Genomic DNA, 19120 nt, shown 5'->3' with positions numbered 1-19120 from the left:
TGGGGCTCCCCTCGGCCGGGGCGCTATGGGGGAGCTTATGCCTCTATATCAATGCTCCGCCGCACGAGAAGAGCTCGTCTCGTACGGCGGAATCGAAGAGTTACGTCATCTGCGGGGCTGGGCGTCCAGTACCTGCTGGAGCGCCTCGAACTCCTCTACGCACTTGCCGGAACCGAGCGCCACACTGTCCAGCGGGTCCTCGGCGATATGGATCGGCATGCCGGTCTCGCGCCGCAGCCGCTCGTCGAGCCCGCGCAGCAACGCACCGCCGCCGGTGAGGACGATCCCGCGGTCCATGACGTCGCCGGAGAGCTCCGGAGGACACTTGTCGAGGGTCGTCTTGACCGCGTCGACGATCGCGTTGACCGGCTCCTCGATGGCCTTGCGCACTTCGGCGGCGGAGATGACGACGGTCTTCGGCAGGCCGGAGACCAGGTCCCGGCCGCGGATTTCGGTGTGCTCGTCAGCGTCGAGGTCGTACGCCGAGCCGATGGTGATCTTGATTTGCTCGGCCGTCCGCTCACCAAGAAGAAGGCTGTACTCCTTCTTGATGTGCTGGATGATCGCGTTGTCCAGTTCGTCGCCCGCGACGCGGATGGACTGTGCCGTGACGATTCCGCCGAGCGAGATGACCGCGACCTCGGTGGTGCCGCCGCCGATGTCCACCACCATGTTGCCCGTGGCCTCGTGGACCGGCAGTCCGGAGCCGATGGCCGCGGCCATCGGCTCCTCGATGATGTGCACCTGGCGGGCGCCGGCCTGCGAGGAAGCCTCGATGACGGCGCGCCGCTCAACGCCCGTGATCCCGGAGGGCACACAGACGACAACACGAGGACGGGCGAGATACCGCCGCTTGTGGATCTTCAGAATGAAGTAGCGGAGCATCCGCTCGGTGATCTCGAAGTCGGCGATGACACCGTCCTTCAGCGGACGCACGGCGACGATGTTGCCGGGAGTCCGGCCGATCATCTTCTTCGCTTCGGAACCGACCGCGAGGATGCCACCGGTGTTGGTGTTGATCGCGACGACGGACGGCTCGTTGAGTACGATCCCTCGACCCCTGACGTACACCAGCGTGTTGGCGGTCCCGAGGTCGACAGCCATGTCACGGCCGATGAACGACATTGAGTTCCCCATCAGGATTCGTCTGGCCTTCCCAAGTGGAGCTTTTGATGGCTTGTTAGGTCGGCGAGGGTGAGCGCTGTGACGTGAAGGCTTCCATCGTAGTCTCGCCTGCACCGAACACCGCGCGAGGGTCTTCGCCATTGTCAGCAGATGATGTGCCGCCTCGCTTGTGGAGACGAGCCAATGGAGGCATGCGTTCCCCCGATCGCCACGCATATGCCAGGCCCCACCGCTTTTTTGCGGCAGGGCCTGGTCAGATATGGCTCAGGGTTGACGCATCGTCAGAAAATCTTCGTGTACGCCGGGTGGGTGGGCCGTGTCGCGGACGGACGCGGTCGGGTGTCGGCGATCAAGCCAGTCCGGGGAAGAAGATCTTCATCTCGCGCTCGGCGGACTCCTCGGAGTCCGAGGCATGGATCAGGTTCTCGCGGACGATCACACCGAAGTCGCCGCGAATGGAACCGGGAGCCGCCGCGATGGGATCTGTCGGCCCCGCGAGCGCACGCACACCCTCGATGACCCGCTCCCCCTCGACGACCAGAGCGACAACGGGCCCGGAGGCCATGAAGTCGACCAACGGCTCGTAGAAGGGCTTGCCCTTGTGCTCGCCGTAGTGGAGCTCCAGGGTCTCCTGATCCAGGTTCCGCAGCTCCAGCGCGGTGATCTGCCAGCCGGCCTTGCGCTCAATACGGCTGATGATCTCGCCGGTCAGGCCACGACGAACAGCATCGGGCTTGAGAAGGACGAGGGTGCGCTGGCTCACGTGGGAACTCCTTCGGCAACAGGTGTGGGATCACAGAGATTACAGGGCCAATCGCCCCGTTAGGGGGGCGGGGAACTGCACGACAAGCCACAACGAACCCGCAGCCAAGACACGACTTTCACCCCACCCCCTGGGGGCCCGGGGGCGCAACCACCAGTTTCGGGAAAGAGCGGGCTGGAAAAGAGGCCCGCCGCAGGCGACTACGCCGCTTTATGCTCCGTCTCGGCCTGCGCGGCAAACCGCGCCTTGGCCTCGTCCACCTTCCGTCCGTAATGAACCGAAGCCCACCACAGCGCCGCGAAGATCGCCCCCATGAAGAACATCGTCGGCACGACAAACCCGGACGCGATCAACGCGATCTGCAGCGCCCACCCCAGCTGAACACCCCACGGCCGCGTCACCACACCACACAGCAGCAGACACAGCAGCATCGCGACGCCACTCACCGTCCACACCGTGGTCATGGACAGATCGGGATCCTTCATCGCGACCAGGCCGGCAAAGCCGATGACGAAGAACTCACCGATCAGTGTCGAAGCACAGAGCGTACGCACAGCTCAGCCCCTCCCCAACAGCAGCCGGGCCTCACCCACGGTGATCACGGAACCAGTGACGAGAACGCCCCCACCCGCATACTCACCCTCCTCCTCGGCAAGGGTGATCGCGGCCTCCAGAGCGTCATCGAGCCGCGGCTCCACCTGAACCCGCTCCTCACCGAACACCTCCACGGCCAGCGCGGCCAGCGCATCCGCGTCCATCGCCCGATGGCTGGAGTTCTGCGTGATCACCACCTCGGCGAAGATCGGCTCGAAGGCCTCCAGCAGCCCTCGTACGTTCTTGTCGCCGCTCATACCGACGACCCCGATCAGCCGGCTGAAGTCGAACACCTCGCTGACACTCTCGGCGGTCGCCCGGGCACCCGCCGGATTGTGCGCGGCGTCCAGCACCACGGTCGGCGACCGCCGCACGACCTCCATCCGCCCCGGCGCGGCAACCGCAGCGAACGCCTTGCGCACCGTGTCGATGTCGAGCCGATCGGCCCGCGCCGCGCCCACACCGAAGAACGCCTCCACCGCGGCGAGCGCGACGGCCGCGTTGTGCGCCTGGTACGCGCCGTGCACCGGCAGGAACACCTCTTCGTACTCCCCGCCGAGCCCGCGCAAGGTCAGCAGCTGCCCGCCGACAGCCAGTTGACGCGACACGACGCCGAACTCCAGCCCCTCGCGGGCGACCGTCGCATCGACCTCGACGGCCTTCTTCAACATCACCTGCGCCGCGTCGACCGGCTGCTGCGCCAGAATCACGGTCGCGCCCTGCTTGACGATGCCGGCCTTCTCGGTGGCGATCTCGCCGGGCGTGGTGCCCAGCCGGTCCGTGTGGTCCAGATCGATGGGGGTCACGACGGCGACATCACCGTCGATCACATTCGTGGCGTCCCAGCTGCCGCCCATGCCCACCTCGACGACGGCCACATCGACCGGCGCGTCCGCGAACGCCGCGTACGCCATCCCCGTCAGCACCTCGAAGAAGGAGAGCCGGAACTCCTGCTGCCCGTCCACCATCTCGACGTACGGCTGAATGTCCCGGTACGTCTCCACGAACCGCTCGGCGTCCATCGGCGCGCCGTCCAGGCTGATCCGCTCGGTGATCGACTGGACGTGCGGCGAGGTGTACCGCCCGGTGCGCAGTTCGAAGGCGCCGAGCAGCGCCTCGATCATGCGGGCCGTGGACGTCTTGCCGTTCGTCCCCGTGATGTGGATCGAGGGGTACGAGCGCTGCGGCTCCCCCAGTACGTCCATCAGCGCGGCGATCCGCGTGATCGACGGCTCGAGCTTCGTCTCACCCCACCGCGTGGCCAACTCGGCCTCGACCTCGCGCAACGCCTTGTCGACCTCGGGATCGGCCGGACGCGTGGGGATGTCGGCCTCCGGCGGACCGCCCTGCGCGCGCAGGGTACGGCTGCCGGCCTCGATCACCGCGAGATCGGGGTCGCGCTCCGTCTCCGCGTCGACGATCTCGTCGAAGGGGTCGGGCTCGCTGCTGTGGTCTGGAGGGAACTCGCTCACGGGGCCAGTCTACGGACCCCGATGACATGGGCCCGGGTGCCCGCCGCCGGGCCGGCAAAAGGCGCCCGGAGCCTGCCGGCTCCGGGCGCCTTCCACCACGTAACACCGCCTAGCCCTGCGGCAACCGCTCCAACTGCGCCTGAATCCGCGCGATGTCCTCGTCCGCCTTGGCAAGCCGCGTACGGATCTTGTCCACCACCTGCTCAGGAGCCTTCGCGAGGAACGCCTCATTGCCCAGCTTCGCCTCGGCCTGCTGGCGCTCCTTCTGTGCGGCGGCGAGATCCTTCGCGAGCCGCTTCCGCTCCGCGGCCACATCGATCGTGCCGGAGAGATCCAGCGCGACCTGCGCGCCCGCGACCGGCAGCGTCGCCGTGGCCGCGAAGCCCTCGCCTTCCGGCTGAAGGCGCAGCAGCTGGCGGATGGCCGCCTCGTGCGGCGCCAGGGCGGTCCCGTCGAGGGTGAGCCGGGCAGGGACGCGCTGGCCGGGCTGGAGCCCCTGGTCGGCACGGAACCGGCGGACCTCCGTGATGACCTGCTGAAGCGTCTCGATCTCCCGCTCGGCCGCCGTGTCACGGAACCCGGAGTCGGCCGGCCAGTCCGCGATCACGACGGACTCGCCGCCCGTGAGCGTGGTCCACAGCGTCTCCGTGACGAACGGAACGATCGGGTGCAGCAGCCGCAGCGTGACGTCCAGGACCTCGCCGAGGACCCGCTTGCTGACGTCGGCCGCGGCGCCGCCCGCGTTGAACGTCGTCTTGGACAGCTCGACGTACCAATCGAAGACCTCGTCCCAGGCGAAGTGGAAAAGGGCGTCCGACAGTTTGGCGAACTGGTAGTCCTCGTAGAGGGCGTCGACCTCCGCGACCGTCGCGTTCAGCCGGGACAGGATCCAGCGGTCGGTGGCCGACAGCTGCTCGGCGGGTGGCAGTTCGCCCTCGATCGTGGCGCCGTTCATCAGCGCGAAGCGCGTGGCGTTCCAGATCTTGTTGGCGAAGTTGCGCGAACCCTGGACCCAGTCCTCGCCGATAGGCACGTCCACACCCGGGTTGGCGCCGCGCGCCAGCGTGAAGCGCAGGGCGTCGGAGCCGTACTTGTCCATCCAGTCCAGCGGGTTGACCGCATTGCCGAAGGACTTCGACATCTTCTTGCCGAACTGGTCCCGGACCATCCCATGCAGGGCGATGGTGTGGAACGGGGGGGTGCCGTCCATCGCGTACAGGCCGAACATCATCATTCGGGCGACCCAGAAGAAGAGAATGTCGTAGCCGGTGACCAGGACGGAGTTCGGGTAGAACTTCGCGAGGCTCTCGGTCTGTTCGGGCCAGCCGAGCGTGGAGAACGGCCACAGGCCGGAGGAGAACCAGGTGTCGAGGACGTCGGTGTCCTGCGTCCAGCCCTCGCCGGTCGGGGCCTCGTCGTCGGGACCGACGCACACGACCTCGCCGTTCGGCCCGTACCAGACCGGGATGCGGTGGCCCCACCACAACTGCCGCGAGATGCACCAGTCGTGGAGGTTGTCGACCCAGTCGAAGTACCGCTTCTCCATCTCCTGCGGGTGGATCTTGACACGGCCGTCGCGGACCGCGTCACCGGCGGCCTTGGCGAGCGGGCCGACCTTGACCCACCACTGCATGGACAGGCGCGGCTCGATGGTGGTCTTGCAGCGCGAGCAGTGACCCACGGAGTGGACGTACGGCCGCTTCTCGGCGACGATCCGGCCCTCGGCACGCAGGGCGGCAACGATGGCGGAACGGGCCTCCAGACGGTCCTGGCCCTGAAAGGGGCCGTGTGCGGTGATGACGGCGTGCTCGTCCATGATCGTGATGGCCGGAAGGTCGTGCCGCTGGCCGATCTCGAAGTCGTTCGGGTCGTGTGCCGGGGTGACTTTGACGGCGCCCGTGCCGAACTCGGGGTCGACGTGCTCGTCCGCGACGACCGGGATGGAACGGTCGGTCAGCGGCAGCTTGATGAGCTTGCCGACGAGGTGCTTGTACCGCTCGTCGCCGGGGTGGACGGCAACCGCCGTGTCACCGAGCATGGTCTCGGCACGGGTCGTGGCGACGACGATCGTGTCGTCCCCCTCGCCGTACTTCATGGAGACGAGCTCGCCGTCGTCGTCCTGGTACTCGACCTCGATGTCCGAGATGGCGGTGAGGCATCGGGGACACCAGTTGATGATGCGCTCGGCGCGGTAGATCAGCTCATCGTCGTACAGCCTCTTGAAGATGGTCTGAACGGCCTCCGAGAGCCCCTCATCCATAGTGAAGCGCTCACGCGACCAGGCAACGCCGTCACCGAGCCGCTTCATCTGCCCGGAGATCTGCCCACCGGACTCGGCCTTCCACTGCCAGACCCGCTCGACGAAGGCCTCGCGCCCCAGGTCGTGGCGGGACTTGCCCTCCTTGCCCAGCTCACGCTCGACGACGTTCTGCGTGGCGATACCGGCGTGGTCCATGCCAGGCTGCCACAGCGTCTCGTACCCCTGCATGCGCTTGCGGCGCGTGAGGGCGTCGATGAGCGTGTGCTCGAAGGCGTGGCCCAGGTGCAGGCTGCCAGTGACATTCGGCGGCGGGATGACAACGGTGTACGGCGGCTTCTCGCTCTTCGCGTCCGCCTCGAAGTAACCCCGCTCTACCCAGCGCTCGTACAGCTTCCCCTCTACTTCGGCCGGCGCGTACTGGGTCGGCAGTTCGGGGGTGTTGGCTGGCGGCTGCTGCTGAGCGTTGTCGGTCACGGGCTCAGTTTAGAGGTGTCACGGGGCGGTCCTGAAACTCCATTGTTCGGTAACGGTCAGCCCCCTGGTGCTCTCCGCGGACGCTCCTTACGACAGGATGTTCGGAACGCATAAGCATCTGGAGGGGAACCCAGAATGAGCTACAACCAGCCGGGCCCGTACGACGGGCAGCCCCAGCAGCCGGGACCGTACGGTCAGCCAGGCCCGTACGGCCAGCAGCCGCAGGCCCCGCAGCCCGGCTACGGTCAGCCGCCGCAGACCCCTCAGCCCGGCTATGGCTACCCGCAGCAGGCTCCTCCGCAGCAGCCCGGCTATGGCTACCCCCAGCAGACTCCTCCCGGTGCTCCGCCCCAGCAGCCCGGCTACGGCCAGCAGCCGCCGTACGGCCAGCAGCCCCCGCCCTACGGCATGCCGCAGCCGCCCGCTCCCGGCGGCGGCAAGAAGAAGACCGGGATCGTCATCGGCGCCGTGGCGGTCGTGGCCGCGATCGCGGTGGGCGCGTACTTCGTGATCGGCGGGGGCGGCGGCGGTTCGTCGGACGTGGCGGACGACGGCCCGCACAAGCTGACCACGCCGGCGACGGTGCTCAGCGGTGAGTACAAGAAGGGCGAGGGCGGGGGGTCCGACAGCGGAGGGTTCAGCAAGGACGACCTCAAGGATGCAGAGAAGCACGGCGTCACGAACCCCAAGGACGTCGACGCCACCTACGAGGCCGGGGACCAGAGCAATCCGCTCGCCATGCAGATGCTCCAGTTCATGGGCGTCTACGGTGAAGTCGACGACCCGGAGAAGGTTGTCGACGCCATGTTCGCCGAGCTGAAGAAGAACGCCGCCAAGGACGAGGAAACCAAGGGCGAGGCCGTCGGCAGCCCGAAGAGCTACGAGCCCAGCGGTCTGGACGGCGCGGTCCTGAAGTGCCAGGAGATGAAGATCAAGAACGATGAGGCCTCGACGGGCGATCCTGCCTCCGGGCCTGCGGAATTCAACATGCCGGTGTGCATCTGGGGCGACCACAGCACCCTCGGCGTCGTCATCCACATCGAGCTGGCCGACGCCATGGCGGGCAAGAGCGCCGATCTTGAAGGGACCGCCGACCTCACGGCCAAGTTCCGCAAGGAAGTTCGCGTGAAGATCTGACCCCGCGCATCAACGAGGAGGGGGCCCCGGTCAGTTGACCGGGGCCCCCTCCTCGTACATGTTCGGGGCGACTACGCCGTCTTCTGCTCCCCAGAGCCCCGCCCGCGGGCGTCCCGCGGGATGAGCGTCGGGTTGACGTTCGAGAGGACGACGTCCGCTGTGATGACGACGCGGCCGACGTCCTTGCGGGACGGGACCTCGTACATCACCGACTGGAGGACCTCTTCCATGATGGCGCGAAGGCCGCGGGCGCCGGTCTGCCTCAAGATGGCCTGGTCGGCGATGGCTTCGAGGGCCTCGCGCTCGAAGTCCAGCTCCACGCCGTCGAGTTCGAAGAGGCGCTGGTACTGCTTCACGAGCGCGTTGCGCGGCTCGACGAGGATCTGGAGGAGCGCCTCGCGGTCGAGGTTGTGCACGGAGGTGATGACCGGGAGGCGGCCGATGAACTCGGGGATCATGCCGAACTTGACCAGGTCCTCGGGCATGACGTCCTCGAACTGGTCCTTCTCCTCCAGCTCGCGCTTCGAGCGGATCGTCGCCCCGAAGCCGATGCCCTTCGCGCCCGCGCGGGATTCGATGATCTTCTCCAGGCCGGCGAAGGCGCCGCCCACGATGAACAGGACGTTCGTCGTGTCGATCTGGATGAACTCCTGGTGGGGGTGCTTGCGGCCGCCCTGGGGCGGAACCGAGGCCGTCGTGCCCTCAAGGATCTTGAGCAGCGCCTGCTGGACGCCCTCGCCGCTCACGTCCCGCGTGATCGACGGGTTCTCGCTCTTGCGGGCCACCTTGTCGATCTCGTCGATGTAGATGATCCCGGTCTCGGCCTTCTTGACGTCGTAGTCCGCGGCCTGGATGAGCTTCAACAGGATGTTCTCGACGTCCTCGCCGACATACCCCGCCTCCGTCAGCGCCGTCGCGTCGGCGATGGCGAAGGGGACGTTCAGCATGCGCGCCAGGGTCTGGGCGAGCAGGGTCTTGCCGGAGCCCGTGGGGCCGAGGAGCAGGATGTTGGACTTCGCCAACTCGATGGCGTCCTCGCGGCTTTGACTCCCGCCGTTCTCACCGGCCTGGACCCGCTTGTAGTGGTTGTACACCGCGACGGAGAGGGCCTTCTTCGCCGACTCCTGGCCGACGACGTACCCCTCGAGGAACTCGTAGATCTCCCGGGGTTTGGGGAGTTCCTCCCAGCGGACCTCGCTCGTTTCCGCGAGCTCTTCCTCGATGATCTCGTTGCAGAGATCGATGCACTCGTCGCAGATGTACACACCGGGGCCTGCGATGAGCTTCTTGACCTGCTTCTGGCTCTTGCCACAGAACGAGCACTTGAGCAGATCGCCGCCGTCACCGATGCGTGCCACGGTGTGCTTCCCCTTCGCCTGGGAGACGCCTAGGTCCAGCGGCTCCTGGTGCTGCCTTATGTCCGACGGTACCTTGCCTAGCCCCCCGTTCGGGCCCCCCTTGGCGCGGTTCACTTTGACGCGTACGGCGCCAAACCGTGCCAAGGGGCGGCTGACGATACAGCGCTACGTCACGCGACCGCTGCGTTGTTCATCTTCCGGGTCGAGATGATCTGGTCGATCAGGCCGTACGAAAGCGCGTCCTCGGCCGTGAGGATCTTGTCGCGCTCGATGTCCTCGCGGATCTTCTCGATCGGCGTGGTGGAGTGCTTGGCCAGCAGTTCTTCCAGCTGGGCACGCATCCGGAGGATCTCGTTCGCCGCGATCTCCAGGTCGGAGACCTGGCCGCGACCCGTCTCGCTGTAGGGCTGGTGGATCAGCACACGGGCGTTGGGAAGTGCCATGCGCTTGCCCGGCGTACCGGCGGCGAGCAGGATCGCGGCGGCGGAGGCCGCCTGGCCCATGCAGACCGTCTGGACGTCCGGCTTCACGAACTGCATCGTGTCGTAGATCGCAGTGAGCGCCGTGAAGGAGCCGCCGGGGCTGTTGATGTAGACCGAGATGTCACGGTCGGGGTCCATCGACTCCAGGCACAGCAGCTGCGCCATGACGTCGTTGGCGGAGGCGTCGTCGATCTGCACGCCGAGGAAGATCACACGCTCCTCGAAGAGCTTCGCGTACGGGTCGTACTCGCGCACGCCCTGCGAGGTGCGCTCGACGAAGCGCGGGATGACGTAGCGGGACTCCGCGCGGGGGCCGGTGTACTCGGCCTCCGTGCGGGCGTAGAGGCCGCTGCCGGGGAAGTCGTTCACTGTGTCTCCTGGGAGCCTGAAAAGAGCTGAGGCGGTCGGCTGGGGGCTCGGAAGGCTTACGTCAGCTGCGCTCGGGCCGCGTGTACGGGCTGCCCGTGAGCGCGAGCGTGACTAGGCCGCTCCGGTGCCGCCGCCGCCCGGCATACCGGCAGCGGTGGGCATGATGTCGTCGATCAGGCCGTACTCCTTGGCCTCGATCGGGTCGAACCAGCGGTCACGGTCCGAGTCGCGGGTGACCTGGTCCACGGTCTGGCCGGTGTGGAAGGCGGTCAGCTCCGCCATCCGCTTCTTGGTGTGCAGCAGCCGCTCGGCGTGGATCTTGATGTCCGACGCGGAACCGGCGAGGCCGGCCGAGGGCTGGTGGATCAGGATCTCGGCATTCGGCAAGGCGAAGCGCTTGCCCGGGGTGCCCGCGCTCAGCAGGAACTGGCCCATGGAGGCCGCCATGCCCATGGCGATGGTCACCACGTCGTTCTGGATGTACTGCATGGTGTCGTAGATCGCCATACCGGCCGTGATCGATCCGCCGGGGCTGTTGATGTACAGAAAGATGTCCTTGTCCGGGTCGGCGGCAAGGAGCAGCAACTGTGCGGTGATCTTGTTCGCGATGTCGTCGTCGACCGGCTGGCCGAGGAAGATGATCCGCTCACCGAGCAGCCGGTTGTAGACCTGGTCGCCGAGGCCACCACCGATGGAGGGCTCGCCGGCGGCTGAAGGCATCAGATTCGTCACGTATCCACCTGCTCGTCTTAACGACGGCGCCGGGGCCGTCTCACGTGTTCTGCCGGGGCGGGGGGCCGTCCGGCGGTGTATCGGGACTCCCCTGCCCTCGTACTCATGGACCCTAACGCGCGGGTCCCTTCGGGGAATCCCGAGGAGGGAACTGTTCGCTGTGAGCGCATGCGCTCCGCTCGTTGCGCAGGGGTTTTGGCGGGGTCCGCCCCGCCAGGGGCGCGGGGCTGTGACATTTCGCGGCGGAGCCGCAAATCGACGTGGCCCGCGCCCCTGAAAGCCTGATGGCCCCCGAGACACACAAGGTCTCGGAGGCCATCGCGGCGTACAAACGAGGCGATCAGGCCTCAGGCTTCTCCTCGGGGGCCTCGGGGGCCTCGGGGGCCGCCTCCGCGGAGCCCTCGGCCGGGGTCTCCTCGGAGGAGGTCTCGTCCTCCTCCTCGTCGTCCAGGTCCACGATCTCGCCGTTCGTGTCCTTGACCGTGGCGGCCTCGACGACGACCGCAAGGGCCTTGCCGCGGGCGACCTCGCCGACCAGCATCGGGACCTGGCCGCCCTCTACGACGGCCTGGGCGAACTGGTCGGGGGACATGCCGGAGGAAGCGGCGCGGCGCATGAGGTGCTCGGTGAGCTCCTCCTGGTTGACGTTCAGCTTCTCCTTGTTGACCAGCTCGTCGAGGACGAACTGGGTCTTGATGCCCTTGACCGCGGCCTCGCGCGTCTCGGTGTCGAACTCCTCGGCCGTCTTGCCCTGGATCTCCAGGTACTGCGGCAGGTCCAGGCCCATCTGACCGAGCTGGTGGTGCTCGAGGTTGTGCTTACGGGTGTTGATCTCGTCCTCGAGGAGCTTCTCGGGGACGGGCACCTCGACCAGCTCCAGCAGCTTCTCCAGGACGCGCTCCTGGGCCTGCGTGGCCTGGTCGTACTGCTTCATGTTCTCGAGGCGCTTACGGCTGTCCGTCCGCAGCTCCTCCAGGGTGTCGAACTCGGAGGCGAGCTGCGCGAAGTCGTCGTCCAGCTCGGGGAGCTCACGCGCGGCGACCTGGGAGACCTTGACGGTGACCTCGGCCTCCTTGCCGGCCGCCGAGCCGCCCTTGAGCTCGGAGGCGAAGGTGGCCTCGCCACCGGCCTCCAGGCCCTTCACGGCGTCGTCGATGCCGTCCAGCAGCTCACCGGAGCCGATGGTGTAGGAGACTCCGTTCGCGACGCCGTCCTCCAGGACCTCGCCGTCGACCTTGGCCTCCAGGTCGATCGTCACGACGTCGCCGTCCTCGGCGGCCCTCTCGACCGGGGAGGTGGACGCGAAGCGCTCACGGAGCTCCTCGACGGCCTTGTCGACGTCCTCCTCGGCGACCTCGACGGCGTCGACCTCGACCTCGATGCCGGAGTAGTCCGGGATCTCGATGGAGGGGCGGACGTCGACCTCGGCGGTGAAGTTCAGCGTCTCGCCGTCCTTCAGCTCCGTGATGTCGACCTCGGGCTGGCCGAGCACGTTCAGCTCGGCGTTGTTGACCGCGTCGGTGTAGAACTTCGGAAGCGCGTCGTTGACCGCCTCCTCCAGAACCGCACCGCGGCCGAACCGCTGGTCGATGACGCGCGCCGGAATCTTGCCCTTCCGGAAGCCCTTCACCGTGACCTGCTGGTTGATCTTCTTGTACGCCGCGTCGAGGCTGTCCTTGAGCTCCTCGAAGGGCACCTCGACAGTGAGCCGAACCCGGGTCGGGTTCAGGGTCTCCACGGCGCTCTTCACGGTTCGGTCTCCTTGATGGCTGACTTCTTGGGGTTCTGCTGTCGACCTCTGCCGGATGCGGCGGGTGCCTCAGCGGATTCGCGGCCCTTGCGAGACGTAACAGTGCAGACATACGGGCGCGCAGTTTGCATAGTAGCCGCAGGCGGTACACGCCCCAAAAGGCGAGCTTCCGGTGCCGCGAGCCCCGGGAGCCCGGTCGGGTTCCGGACCGGGTCCCCGTCGGCGGTCACCGGGCCCCTGCTGATGGTCGGGGTGGCGGGATTTGAACCCACGGCCTTCCGCTCCCAAAGCGGACGCGCTACCAAGCTGCGCCACACCCCGTCGGTGCGACACGTAGGGTACATGCCCGCCGACACCGCGGCTCCCGCATTTCGCGGGCGCCCGAAGGGACGCGGAACGGAATGTGCGGCGAAGGGTGCCACCCGCTACGATGCTCCAGTGCCGCGCGTCCAATGACCTGCGGCGCCTCCTGTGCGGGCGTAGCTCAATGGTAGAGCCCCAGTCTTCCAAACTGGCTACGCGGGTTCGATTCCCGTCGCCCGCTCCATACGGCTCAGGGCCAGGTCAGAGGTCAAATCCTCTGCCTGGCCCTGAGGCGTTTCCGGGCTCGTCAGCCCCTGAGGAACGTGAGCAGTTCGCCGAGGAGCTGGGCCGGGGCGTCCAGGGGGACGAGGCGCCCGCGTCCGGGATCAGGTGAAGGCGGGAGCTTCCGCGATGGCTCGCGGAGCCGACGTACTCGCGGACCTGGGCCTCGTGCGGGGGAACCGGGAGCCGCTCGAAGACCTCGGAGTTTTCGGCGACCAGGCGGAAGTAAGGGGAACCCCAGCTGCCGCAGCGGGGCCTGCCCCGGACGTGGAGCCGGTGGCCCTGCGCGGCGAGCGTCGGAGCGATCCAGTGCCAGACGTTACGAGGAGAACGGGGTGCCGTGCAGCAGCACGGACGGGCCGTCGGCGAGGCGGAAGCGGTCCCGGCGGACGGTTCCGATCGCGCTGGGCCGGCTCTCGCGGAGCTGCCAGGTGTTCGTCGTCCCGGACCTGATCCCGTACCTGACGAAGTGCCGTACCTGCTCAACTCGCTCAGAATTGGATCTCGTTGATGGTCTCCGCTATCGAGTTGAGGAACCGCTGGATGTCATCGGCCATGCCCGTCGAGGCGAGGAAGAAGCCGAACAGTACGGCGACGACCGCCGGACCCGCCTTGATCGTTCCTCCCCGGATCAGCACCACGAGGACGATCCCCAACAGCAGCACCACTGATAGCGAAATGGCCACAACTGATCACACCCTACGGTCGGTCCGCTCTCCCGGCCCGAGGGCGCCACCCCGCACACCCCCGCAGAACCATCGTGCCACCAACAGGCCCGGCCTATGCGGAAGGTGGGGCATCATCGGCCATCGTTCTCGCCGGACATGCACAATCCGTACCGGTGCGGCGCTCCCCGGCGGTCATGAACGGCGGTGCCGCGTACGGCAATTCACGGAGCCTCCCGCGCGCCGAATTCAGGAGGGTCATTGCCGTGCCCACACATCCTGTTCGCAGATAATTCGAATTGTTGCCGCGGGCACAGCGAGGGGCTGGCGAGCGGGCCGGAGAGGGTGCCACAAACGCCAATCAACGGACATTTCACCAGAGTCGCCCGCGAGTGTTATGCACCATTTAGTCAGGATGAAGAGGGACGTAACAGGCGTACGCGTCACATCAGTCGACCTCTGCATCACCAAGTCGGCTTCGTCGCCTGCTTATCTCTCGCTCGTCACCCGCTTCTTCAAATCCCCCATACTCCCCGGGATAAGCGAGGGTTAAGCAGGAATGACGCCCAGGGTTTTACGAAATCGCGTCGGCGACGCTAGGGTGCCTCAGATGTTCACCGCTGCCTCGTCCCCCGCACGCGCAGTGAGGTCCCGGATCGTCTCCCCCAGTTCCTGGTGGGAGGGTCTGTGACGAACTCGCTCCGCCCACACGGCCGACAGAAAACTCCGCTCCCGCCGACGGAAGAGTCGTCGGTGTCCGCGATGCCGAGCCCGCGAACCCGCGACACCCCGCAGGCGAACACCGCTCCCGCCGGGCCTCAGACAAAGCCGGCCAAGCAACGCGACGCGTTCTTCGACAACGCCAAGTACCTGGCCATCGTGCTCGTCGCAACGGCCCACGCCTGGCAACCGCTGACCGACCGCAGCCGCAGCGCCGAGGCGCTCTACATGGTCGTCTACACCTTCCACATGCCGGCGTTCATCCTCATCTCCGGCTATTTCTCGCGTAGTTTCGACATGCGTGCCGACCGGCTCCAGCGGCTGGTGACGGGCATCGCGGTGCCGTACATCCTCTTCGAAGCGGCGTACTCCGTCTTCAAGAAGGTGGCGAACGACGATCCGGGCCATCCGATCAGCCTGCTCGACCCCTGGTACCTCACATGGTTCCTGGTCGCGCTGTTCGTATGGCGGCTGACGACCCCGATGTGGAAGGTCGTGCGCTGGCCGGTGCCGCTCGCGCTCGCCATCGCGGTTCTCGCCTCCGTGTCGCCCGACATCGGTGACGACCTGGATCTGCAACGTGTGCTGCAGTTCCTGCCGTTCTTTGTCATCGGCCTGTGCATGAAGCCCGAGCACTTCCAGCTGATGCGGCGCCGTGAGGTCCGGATCCTGTCGGTGCCGGTGTTCGCGGCGGCGCTGGTCGTGGCGTACTGGGCGGCTCCGCGGATGACCTCGGCCTGGTTCTACCACCGGGACAGCGCGCAGGAGTTGGGCACGCCATGGTGGGCGGGCGTTGTGATGACGCTCGCGCTGTTCGGCTGCTCGATGGTCCTCACAGCCTGCTTCTTCTCCTGGGTGCCGCGCCGCAGGATGTGGTTCACGGTGCTCGGCGCGGGGACGCTGTACGGCTATCTGCTGCACGGTTTCCTGATCAAGGGCGGCCGTTTCTGGGGCTGGTTCGACTACACGTGGCTGCATGAGCCGCTCGGCGAGATCTTCATCACCCTGGTCGCCGCCGCCGTGGTCACCCTGCTGTGCACCCCGCCCGTCCAGCGCATGTTCCGCTTCGCGATGGAGCCGAAGATGGAGTGGGCGTTCAAGCGGGATGCCGCCGAGCTGGCCCGCGGGCGGGCAAAGTCCTAGGGCCGAGTCCTAGGCCAGGCCCAGGAGTTCGCGCATCCTCGCGTACTTCTGGGCCAGTCGCGTCCGCGTGGGCTCGTCGAGGGCCGCGAGCCTCGCCGGATTCGCGTTGTGGGCCAAGTCGGACTCCTTGACCAGCAGGGCCCCCGGCGTCGCCAGGATGCGTTCGGCGTACGACTCCGGGGGCTCGCCGGGGCGCCTGGTGAGGGCCAGGACGATGTCCTTCGTGCGCCGGGTCAGCGCGGCCTTGTCCAGGAGCCAGTCCTCCGAGACGGCATCGTCCTCGACGGCGTCGTGGAGCCAGGCGGCGGCGATCTGTTCGTCGTCGCCGCCACGGGCACGTACCCCCTCGGCCACCGCCTGAAGGTGCTCGGCGTACGGCCGGCCCGCCTTGTCTGTCTGGGCGGCGTGTGCGTTACGGGCGATGGCTTCGACTTCGGTGAGGCTCAGCAGCGCATTGTCGGTCATGCGTCGAGTGTGCCGTGCAGCGCCGGCCGTTGGCGCTACCGCCATGCGTCCGGAGTCCGGTGTCGAAGCGGCGCTGACGTGGCGCGTCAACTCCACGAGATGCGGTCGGCCTGATGCTGGGCAGCACCGTCTCCGCCGCGCGCATACGCACACTGGTCCATCCCCTGCGGGATGCCTTCGGCGCGATCTTCTTCTTCGCCTTCGGGCTCTCCATCAACCCGGGCGACCTTGCCACGGTGCTCTGGCCCGTTCTCGCCGCGGTGGCGCTGACGCTGGTCATGAACGTGCTCGCGGGGCTTGGGGCGGCGCGGGTGTACGGGTTCGTAGCCGGGCCCGCGGCCAACATCTCCACCACGCTCCTGGCTCGGGGCGAGTTCGGTACGGGAGACCGCCGGCGTCGGCCGACCCCGCACAGGTCACACAGTGACGGGCGCCGTCGCACCCTCGCGGCAGATCAGCAGCAGCGCCCGGTCGTCGTTCACGTCCTTCGCCACTGCCTCGATGAGGTGCCAGGCAGCGCCGTGGAAGCCGCCCGCCACGTACCGGTCGGCCTCTCCGGTGAGGCGGTCGATGCCTTCGACGATGTCCCGGTCGGACGTCTCGACCAGGCCGTCCGTGAACAGCATCAGAACGTCGCCCGGGCGCAACGTCCCCTTCACAGGATCGAACTGAGCCCCGTCGTACACGCCGAGCAACGGCCCCTCCGCGGACTTCTCCTCCCAGCGCCCGTTCCCCGCGCTGAGCTGCAGCCCCGGAGGATGCCCGGCCGAGAAGAGTTCGTAGTCACCGGAGTCCAGGTCCAGGACAAGGTGGATCGATGTGGCGAAACCCTCGTCCCAGTCCTGTCGGAGCAGGTAACCGTTCGCCGCGGGCAGGAACGCGTGCGGCGGCAGCGAGCCGAGCAGTCCCCCGAACGCCCCGGACAGAAGCAGCGCACGCGACCCCGCGTCCATGCCCTTGCCGGAGACGTCCGTCAGTACGACCTCGAGCGTGCGCCCCCCGTTCGTACGGGCGGCCACCACGAAGTCCCCCGAGAAGGACTGACCACCGGCCGGCCGCAGGGCCATCTCGCGATGCCAGCCCGTCGGCAGCTTCGGCAACTTGCTCTGGACGCGGATCCGTTCCCGCAGGTCGAAAAGCATGGTGCCGCCGCGTCGCCACGGCACTCCCACCCGGCTGCGGAACTGCGCGATGAGCAGGCCGAAGAAGCCGCAGGCGGCGACCACCAGCACGGTCCCCGGTGTCACCCGGGACGGCCCCTCCGTGTAGGGGCCGAGTTTCACGGACTCGATGATCAGCGCGGTGGCGGCGGCCGCGTACAGGCCGAGCAGGCTCGCCGGCCGCAGCACCAGCCCGCCGGCGACGATCGGGAGGACCAGCGCGGCCGGCGAAAACCACACGGAGTTGACGAGTGTGGCGCACGTGATCACGGGAATGGTCAGCAGCAGACCGACCAGCGCGACCCAGTCCGAGCCGTCCCCGCGGAAGTAGTCGACAGCGGATCTGCGCAGCCCTGTGCGGACCCGGTGCAGTTGTTTCTTCAACCGGGCCGTGAACGTCTCGGCTTCCGCGCGCCGCCCTCGTCCTGCTGCCATTGTTCGGGACCCTATCCATCGGACCTGGTACTTGGCACGGGAGGTCCCACTTGTCCCCCCGTCCGAGAACCGAAGTCACAGAACGTCCGATCCCCGAGGATCGCATGCCGCAGTGGGCGGCCCGCGCCGAGCTGACATAAATCCACTCGCTGATCCCGGATTGCCCTGGTAGGCATGGCATATGACGACTGACGTGCGCGTGCTCCGGCCGGAAGAATGGGATAAGTGGTACGGACAGCTGGTGCTCGCCTTCGGCGGAGTCGACGAGTCGCCCGAGGAGCGAGCCCTGTGGAACGGCCTCACGGAGTTCGACCGCTTCATCGGGGCCTGGGACGGCGACGAGTGCGTGGGCACGGCAGGTGCGTTCAGCTTCCGGATGACCGTGCCCGGCGGCGCCCCGGTGAAGGCGGCCGGCATCACGATGGTGAGCGTCGCCGCGACGCACCGCCGCCGCGGGGTGCTGACGTCCATGAAGCGCAGGCAGCTGGACGACATCCACTCCTGGGGCGAGCCACTGGCCGTACTGACCGCCTCCGAGCCGGCGATATACGGCCGCTTCGGCTACGGCGCCGCGACCCAGCAGCTGCGCGCGGAGATCGACACGTCCCGGGTACGGCTGACGGCGCCGGCCGGCACCGACGACGTACGGCTTCGTCTCGCTGAACCTGATGCGGACGCCGTACGCGATGCGTGCGAGGCCGTCTACGCACTGCGGGTGCCGACCCGCCCCGGGATGATGGCGCGGCTGCCCGGCTGGGAGCGGCTGCCGTTGCTCGACCCGGAGAGCGAGCGGAAGGGCTCGTCGCCGTTGCAGTGCGTGCTCGCCGAGCGGGAAGGTGAAGTGGTCGGCTACGCCCGGTACTTCATCAAGCCGGAGTGGGACGCGGCCGGCCCCAAGGGCACGGTCGATCTGCGCGATCTGGAGGCGCTGGACCCGGCTGCGTACGCGGCGCTGTGGCGGTTCCTTTTCGACATCGACCTGACGTCGACGGTGAAGTGCCACAACCGTCCCGTCGACGACGCCTGGCAGCACCTCGTCTCCGACATCCGGCGGTGCGGGCTCGGCCTGCGCGACTCGCTGTACGTGCGGACCGTCGACGTCGGGGCGGCGCTCGAGGCACGTACGTACCAGGCGCCCGTGGACGTCGTGTTCGAGGTCGAGGACGCCTTCTGCCCCTGGAACGAGGGGCGTTGGCGGCTCTCCGGTGACGCGAAGGGAGCGTCCTGCGAGCGGACCACCGACTCGGCCGATCTCGCCCTGTCCGTACGGGAGTTGGGGTCGGCCTATCTCGGTGGCGTGTCCCTTGCCTCACTCGCCGCGGCGGGGCGGGTGCGGGAGCTGCGCCGGGGCGCGCTCGCGGAGGCCTCGCTCGGCTTCTCCGCTGCCGTCGCACCGTGGCTTCCGCACGGCTTCTGAGCGGCTTCTGAGCG

The 19120-nt window shown here is 67.6% G+C and carries 15 protein-coding genes, 2 tRNA genes and 1 pseudogene; 5 read left to right on the top strand and 13 right to left on the bottom strand.

What is annotated here, in order from left to right; genetic code table 11:
- Positions 1 to 105 precede the first annotated feature (105 nt).
- The 5 genes from ACFYO0_RS06710 to ACFYO0_RS06690 all read right to left on the bottom strand — a co-directional run bounded on the left by ACFYO0_RS06710 (position 106) and on the right by ACFYO0_RS06690 (position 6688).
- Positions 106 to 1125: a rod shape-determining protein gene (locus ACFYO0_RS06710; protein WP_386353526.1), complete on the bottom strand. Its 1020-nt coding sequence runs from the start codon at positions 1123 to 1125 to the stop codon at positions 106 to 108.
- A gap of 349 nt (positions 1126 to 1474) precedes the next feature.
- Positions 1475 to 1888 (bottom strand): nucleoside-diphosphate kinase, encoded by a 414-nt coding sequence (gene ndk, locus ACFYO0_RS06705; protein WP_344396828.1) that lies wholly within the window; start codon positions 1886 to 1888, stop codon positions 1475 to 1477.
- 200 nt (positions 1889 to 2088) lie between these two features.
- Positions 2089 to 2442 carry a DUF4233 domain-containing protein gene (locus ACFYO0_RS06700; protein ID WP_388671682.1) on the bottom strand — a complete coding sequence of 118 codons (354 nt, stop codon included), beginning with the start codon at positions 2440 to 2442 and terminating at the stop codon, positions 2089 to 2091.
- A gap of 3 nt (positions 2443 to 2445) precedes the next feature.
- Positions 2446 to 3954 (bottom strand): bifunctional folylpolyglutamate synthase/dihydrofolate synthase, encoded by a 1509-nt coding sequence (locus tag ACFYO0_RS06695; RefSeq protein WP_388671679.1) that lies wholly within the window; start codon positions 3952 to 3954, stop codon positions 2446 to 2448.
- Between the two features lie 109 nt (positions 3955 to 4063).
- Positions 4064 to 6688, bottom strand: a complete 2625-nt coding sequence (locus ACFYO0_RS06690; RefSeq protein WP_388671676.1) for a valine--tRNA ligase — start codon at positions 6686 to 6688, stop codon at positions 4064 to 4066.
- A 135-nt stretch (positions 6689 to 6823) separates the two neighbouring features.
- Here ACFYO0_RS06690 and ACFYO0_RS06685 point away from each other — a divergent pair, with 135 nt between their 5' ends.
- Positions 6824 to 7825, top strand: coding sequence for a hypothetical protein (locus ACFYO0_RS06685; RefSeq protein ID WP_388671673.1), 1002 nt, complete (start codon positions 6824 to 6826; stop codon positions 7823 to 7825).
- Positions 7826 to 7896: 71 nt separating this feature from the next.
- Here ACFYO0_RS06685 and clpX read toward each other — a convergent pair whose 3' ends face one another.
- The 5 genes from clpX to ACFYO0_RS06660 form a co-directional block, all read right to left on the bottom strand.
- Positions 7897 to 9183, bottom strand: coding sequence for an ATP-dependent Clp protease ATP-binding subunit ClpX (gene clpX / locus ACFYO0_RS06680; RefSeq protein ID WP_386353086.1), 1287 nt, complete (start codon positions 9181 to 9183; stop codon positions 7897 to 7899).
- A 170-nt stretch (positions 9184 to 9353) separates the two neighbouring features.
- Positions 9354 to 10034 carry an ATP-dependent Clp protease proteolytic subunit gene (locus tag ACFYO0_RS06675; protein WP_033328039.1) on the bottom strand — a complete coding sequence of 227 codons (681 nt, stop codon included), beginning with the start codon at positions 10032 to 10034 and terminating at the stop codon, positions 9354 to 9356.
- 111 nt (positions 10035 to 10145) lie between these two features.
- Positions 10146 to 10754, bottom strand: coding sequence for an ATP-dependent Clp protease proteolytic subunit (locus tag ACFYO0_RS06670; RefSeq protein WP_386353524.1), 609 nt, complete (start codon positions 10752 to 10754; stop codon positions 10146 to 10148).
- Positions 10755 to 11106: 352 nt separating this feature from the next.
- Positions 11107 to 12516 (bottom strand): trigger factor, encoded by a 1410-nt coding sequence (tig, locus tag ACFYO0_RS06665; RefSeq protein WP_388671669.1) that lies wholly within the window; start codon positions 12514 to 12516, stop codon positions 11107 to 11109.
- 244 nt (positions 12517 to 12760) lie between these two features.
- A tRNA-Pro gene (locus ACFYO0_RS06660) sits at positions 12761 to 12837 on the bottom strand.
- Positions 12838 to 12989: 152 nt separating this feature from the next.
- Here ACFYO0_RS06660 and ACFYO0_RS06655 point away from each other — a divergent pair.
- Positions 12990 to 13063: transfer RNA gene (locus ACFYO0_RS06655), tRNA-Gly, on the top strand.
- Between the two features lie 529 nt (positions 13064 to 13592).
- On the opposite strand, the gene ACFYO0_RS06650 is transcribed toward ACFYO0_RS06655, so the two are convergent.
- Positions 13593 to 13787, bottom strand: a complete 195-nt coding sequence (locus ACFYO0_RS06650) for a hypothetical protein (protein WP_033328032.1) — start codon at positions 13785 to 13787, stop codon at positions 13593 to 13595.
- Positions 13788 to 14528: 741 nt separating this feature from the next.
- Between ACFYO0_RS06650 and ACFYO0_RS06645 the strand changes: the two genes are divergently transcribed.
- On the top strand, positions 14529 to 15629 hold the full coding sequence (locus ACFYO0_RS06645; protein WP_388671665.1) for an acyltransferase family protein: 1101 nt from the start codon (positions 14529 to 14531) through the stop codon (positions 15627 to 15629).
- Between the two features lie 9 nt (positions 15630 to 15638).
- On the opposite strand, the gene ACFYO0_RS06640 is transcribed toward ACFYO0_RS06645, so the two are convergent.
- Positions 15639 to 16094, bottom strand: a complete 456-nt coding sequence (locus ACFYO0_RS06640; RefSeq protein WP_388671662.1) for an HD domain-containing protein — start codon at positions 16092 to 16094, stop codon at positions 15639 to 15641.
- A gap of 104 nt (positions 16095 to 16198) precedes the next feature.
- Between ACFYO0_RS06640 and ACFYO0_RS06635 the strand changes: the two are divergent.
- Positions 16199 to 16471, top strand: a pseudogene (locus tag ACFYO0_RS06635) (cation:proton antiporter); the annotation flags it as partial.
- Positions 16472 to 16510: 39 nt separating this feature from the next.
- Here the strand turns inward: ACFYO0_RS06635 and ACFYO0_RS06630 are convergent.
- Complete coding sequence (locus ACFYO0_RS06630) at positions 16511 to 17689, bottom strand: PP2C family protein-serine/threonine phosphatase (RefSeq protein WP_388671659.1); 1179 nt, start codon at positions 17687 to 17689, stop codon at positions 16511 to 16513.
- A gap of 181 nt (positions 17690 to 17870) precedes the next feature.
- Here ACFYO0_RS06630 and ACFYO0_RS06625 point away from each other — a divergent pair, with 181 nt between their 5' ends.
- Positions 17871 to 19106 (top strand): GNAT family N-acetyltransferase, encoded by a 1236-nt coding sequence (locus ACFYO0_RS06625; RefSeq protein WP_388671656.1) that lies wholly within the window; start codon positions 17871 to 17873, stop codon positions 19104 to 19106.
- The last annotated feature ends 14 nt before the right edge of the window (positions 19107 to 19120 follow it).

It is taken from the genome of Streptomyces sp. NPDC006365, assembly GCF_042870755.1.
Taxonomy (GTDB): domain Bacteria; phylum Actinomycetota; class Actinomycetes; order Streptomycetales; family Streptomycetaceae; genus Streptomyces; species Streptomyces xiangluensis.
Note: the sequence above shows the minus strand (reverse complement) of the source record. Positions and strands in the feature narration are given on the sequence as shown.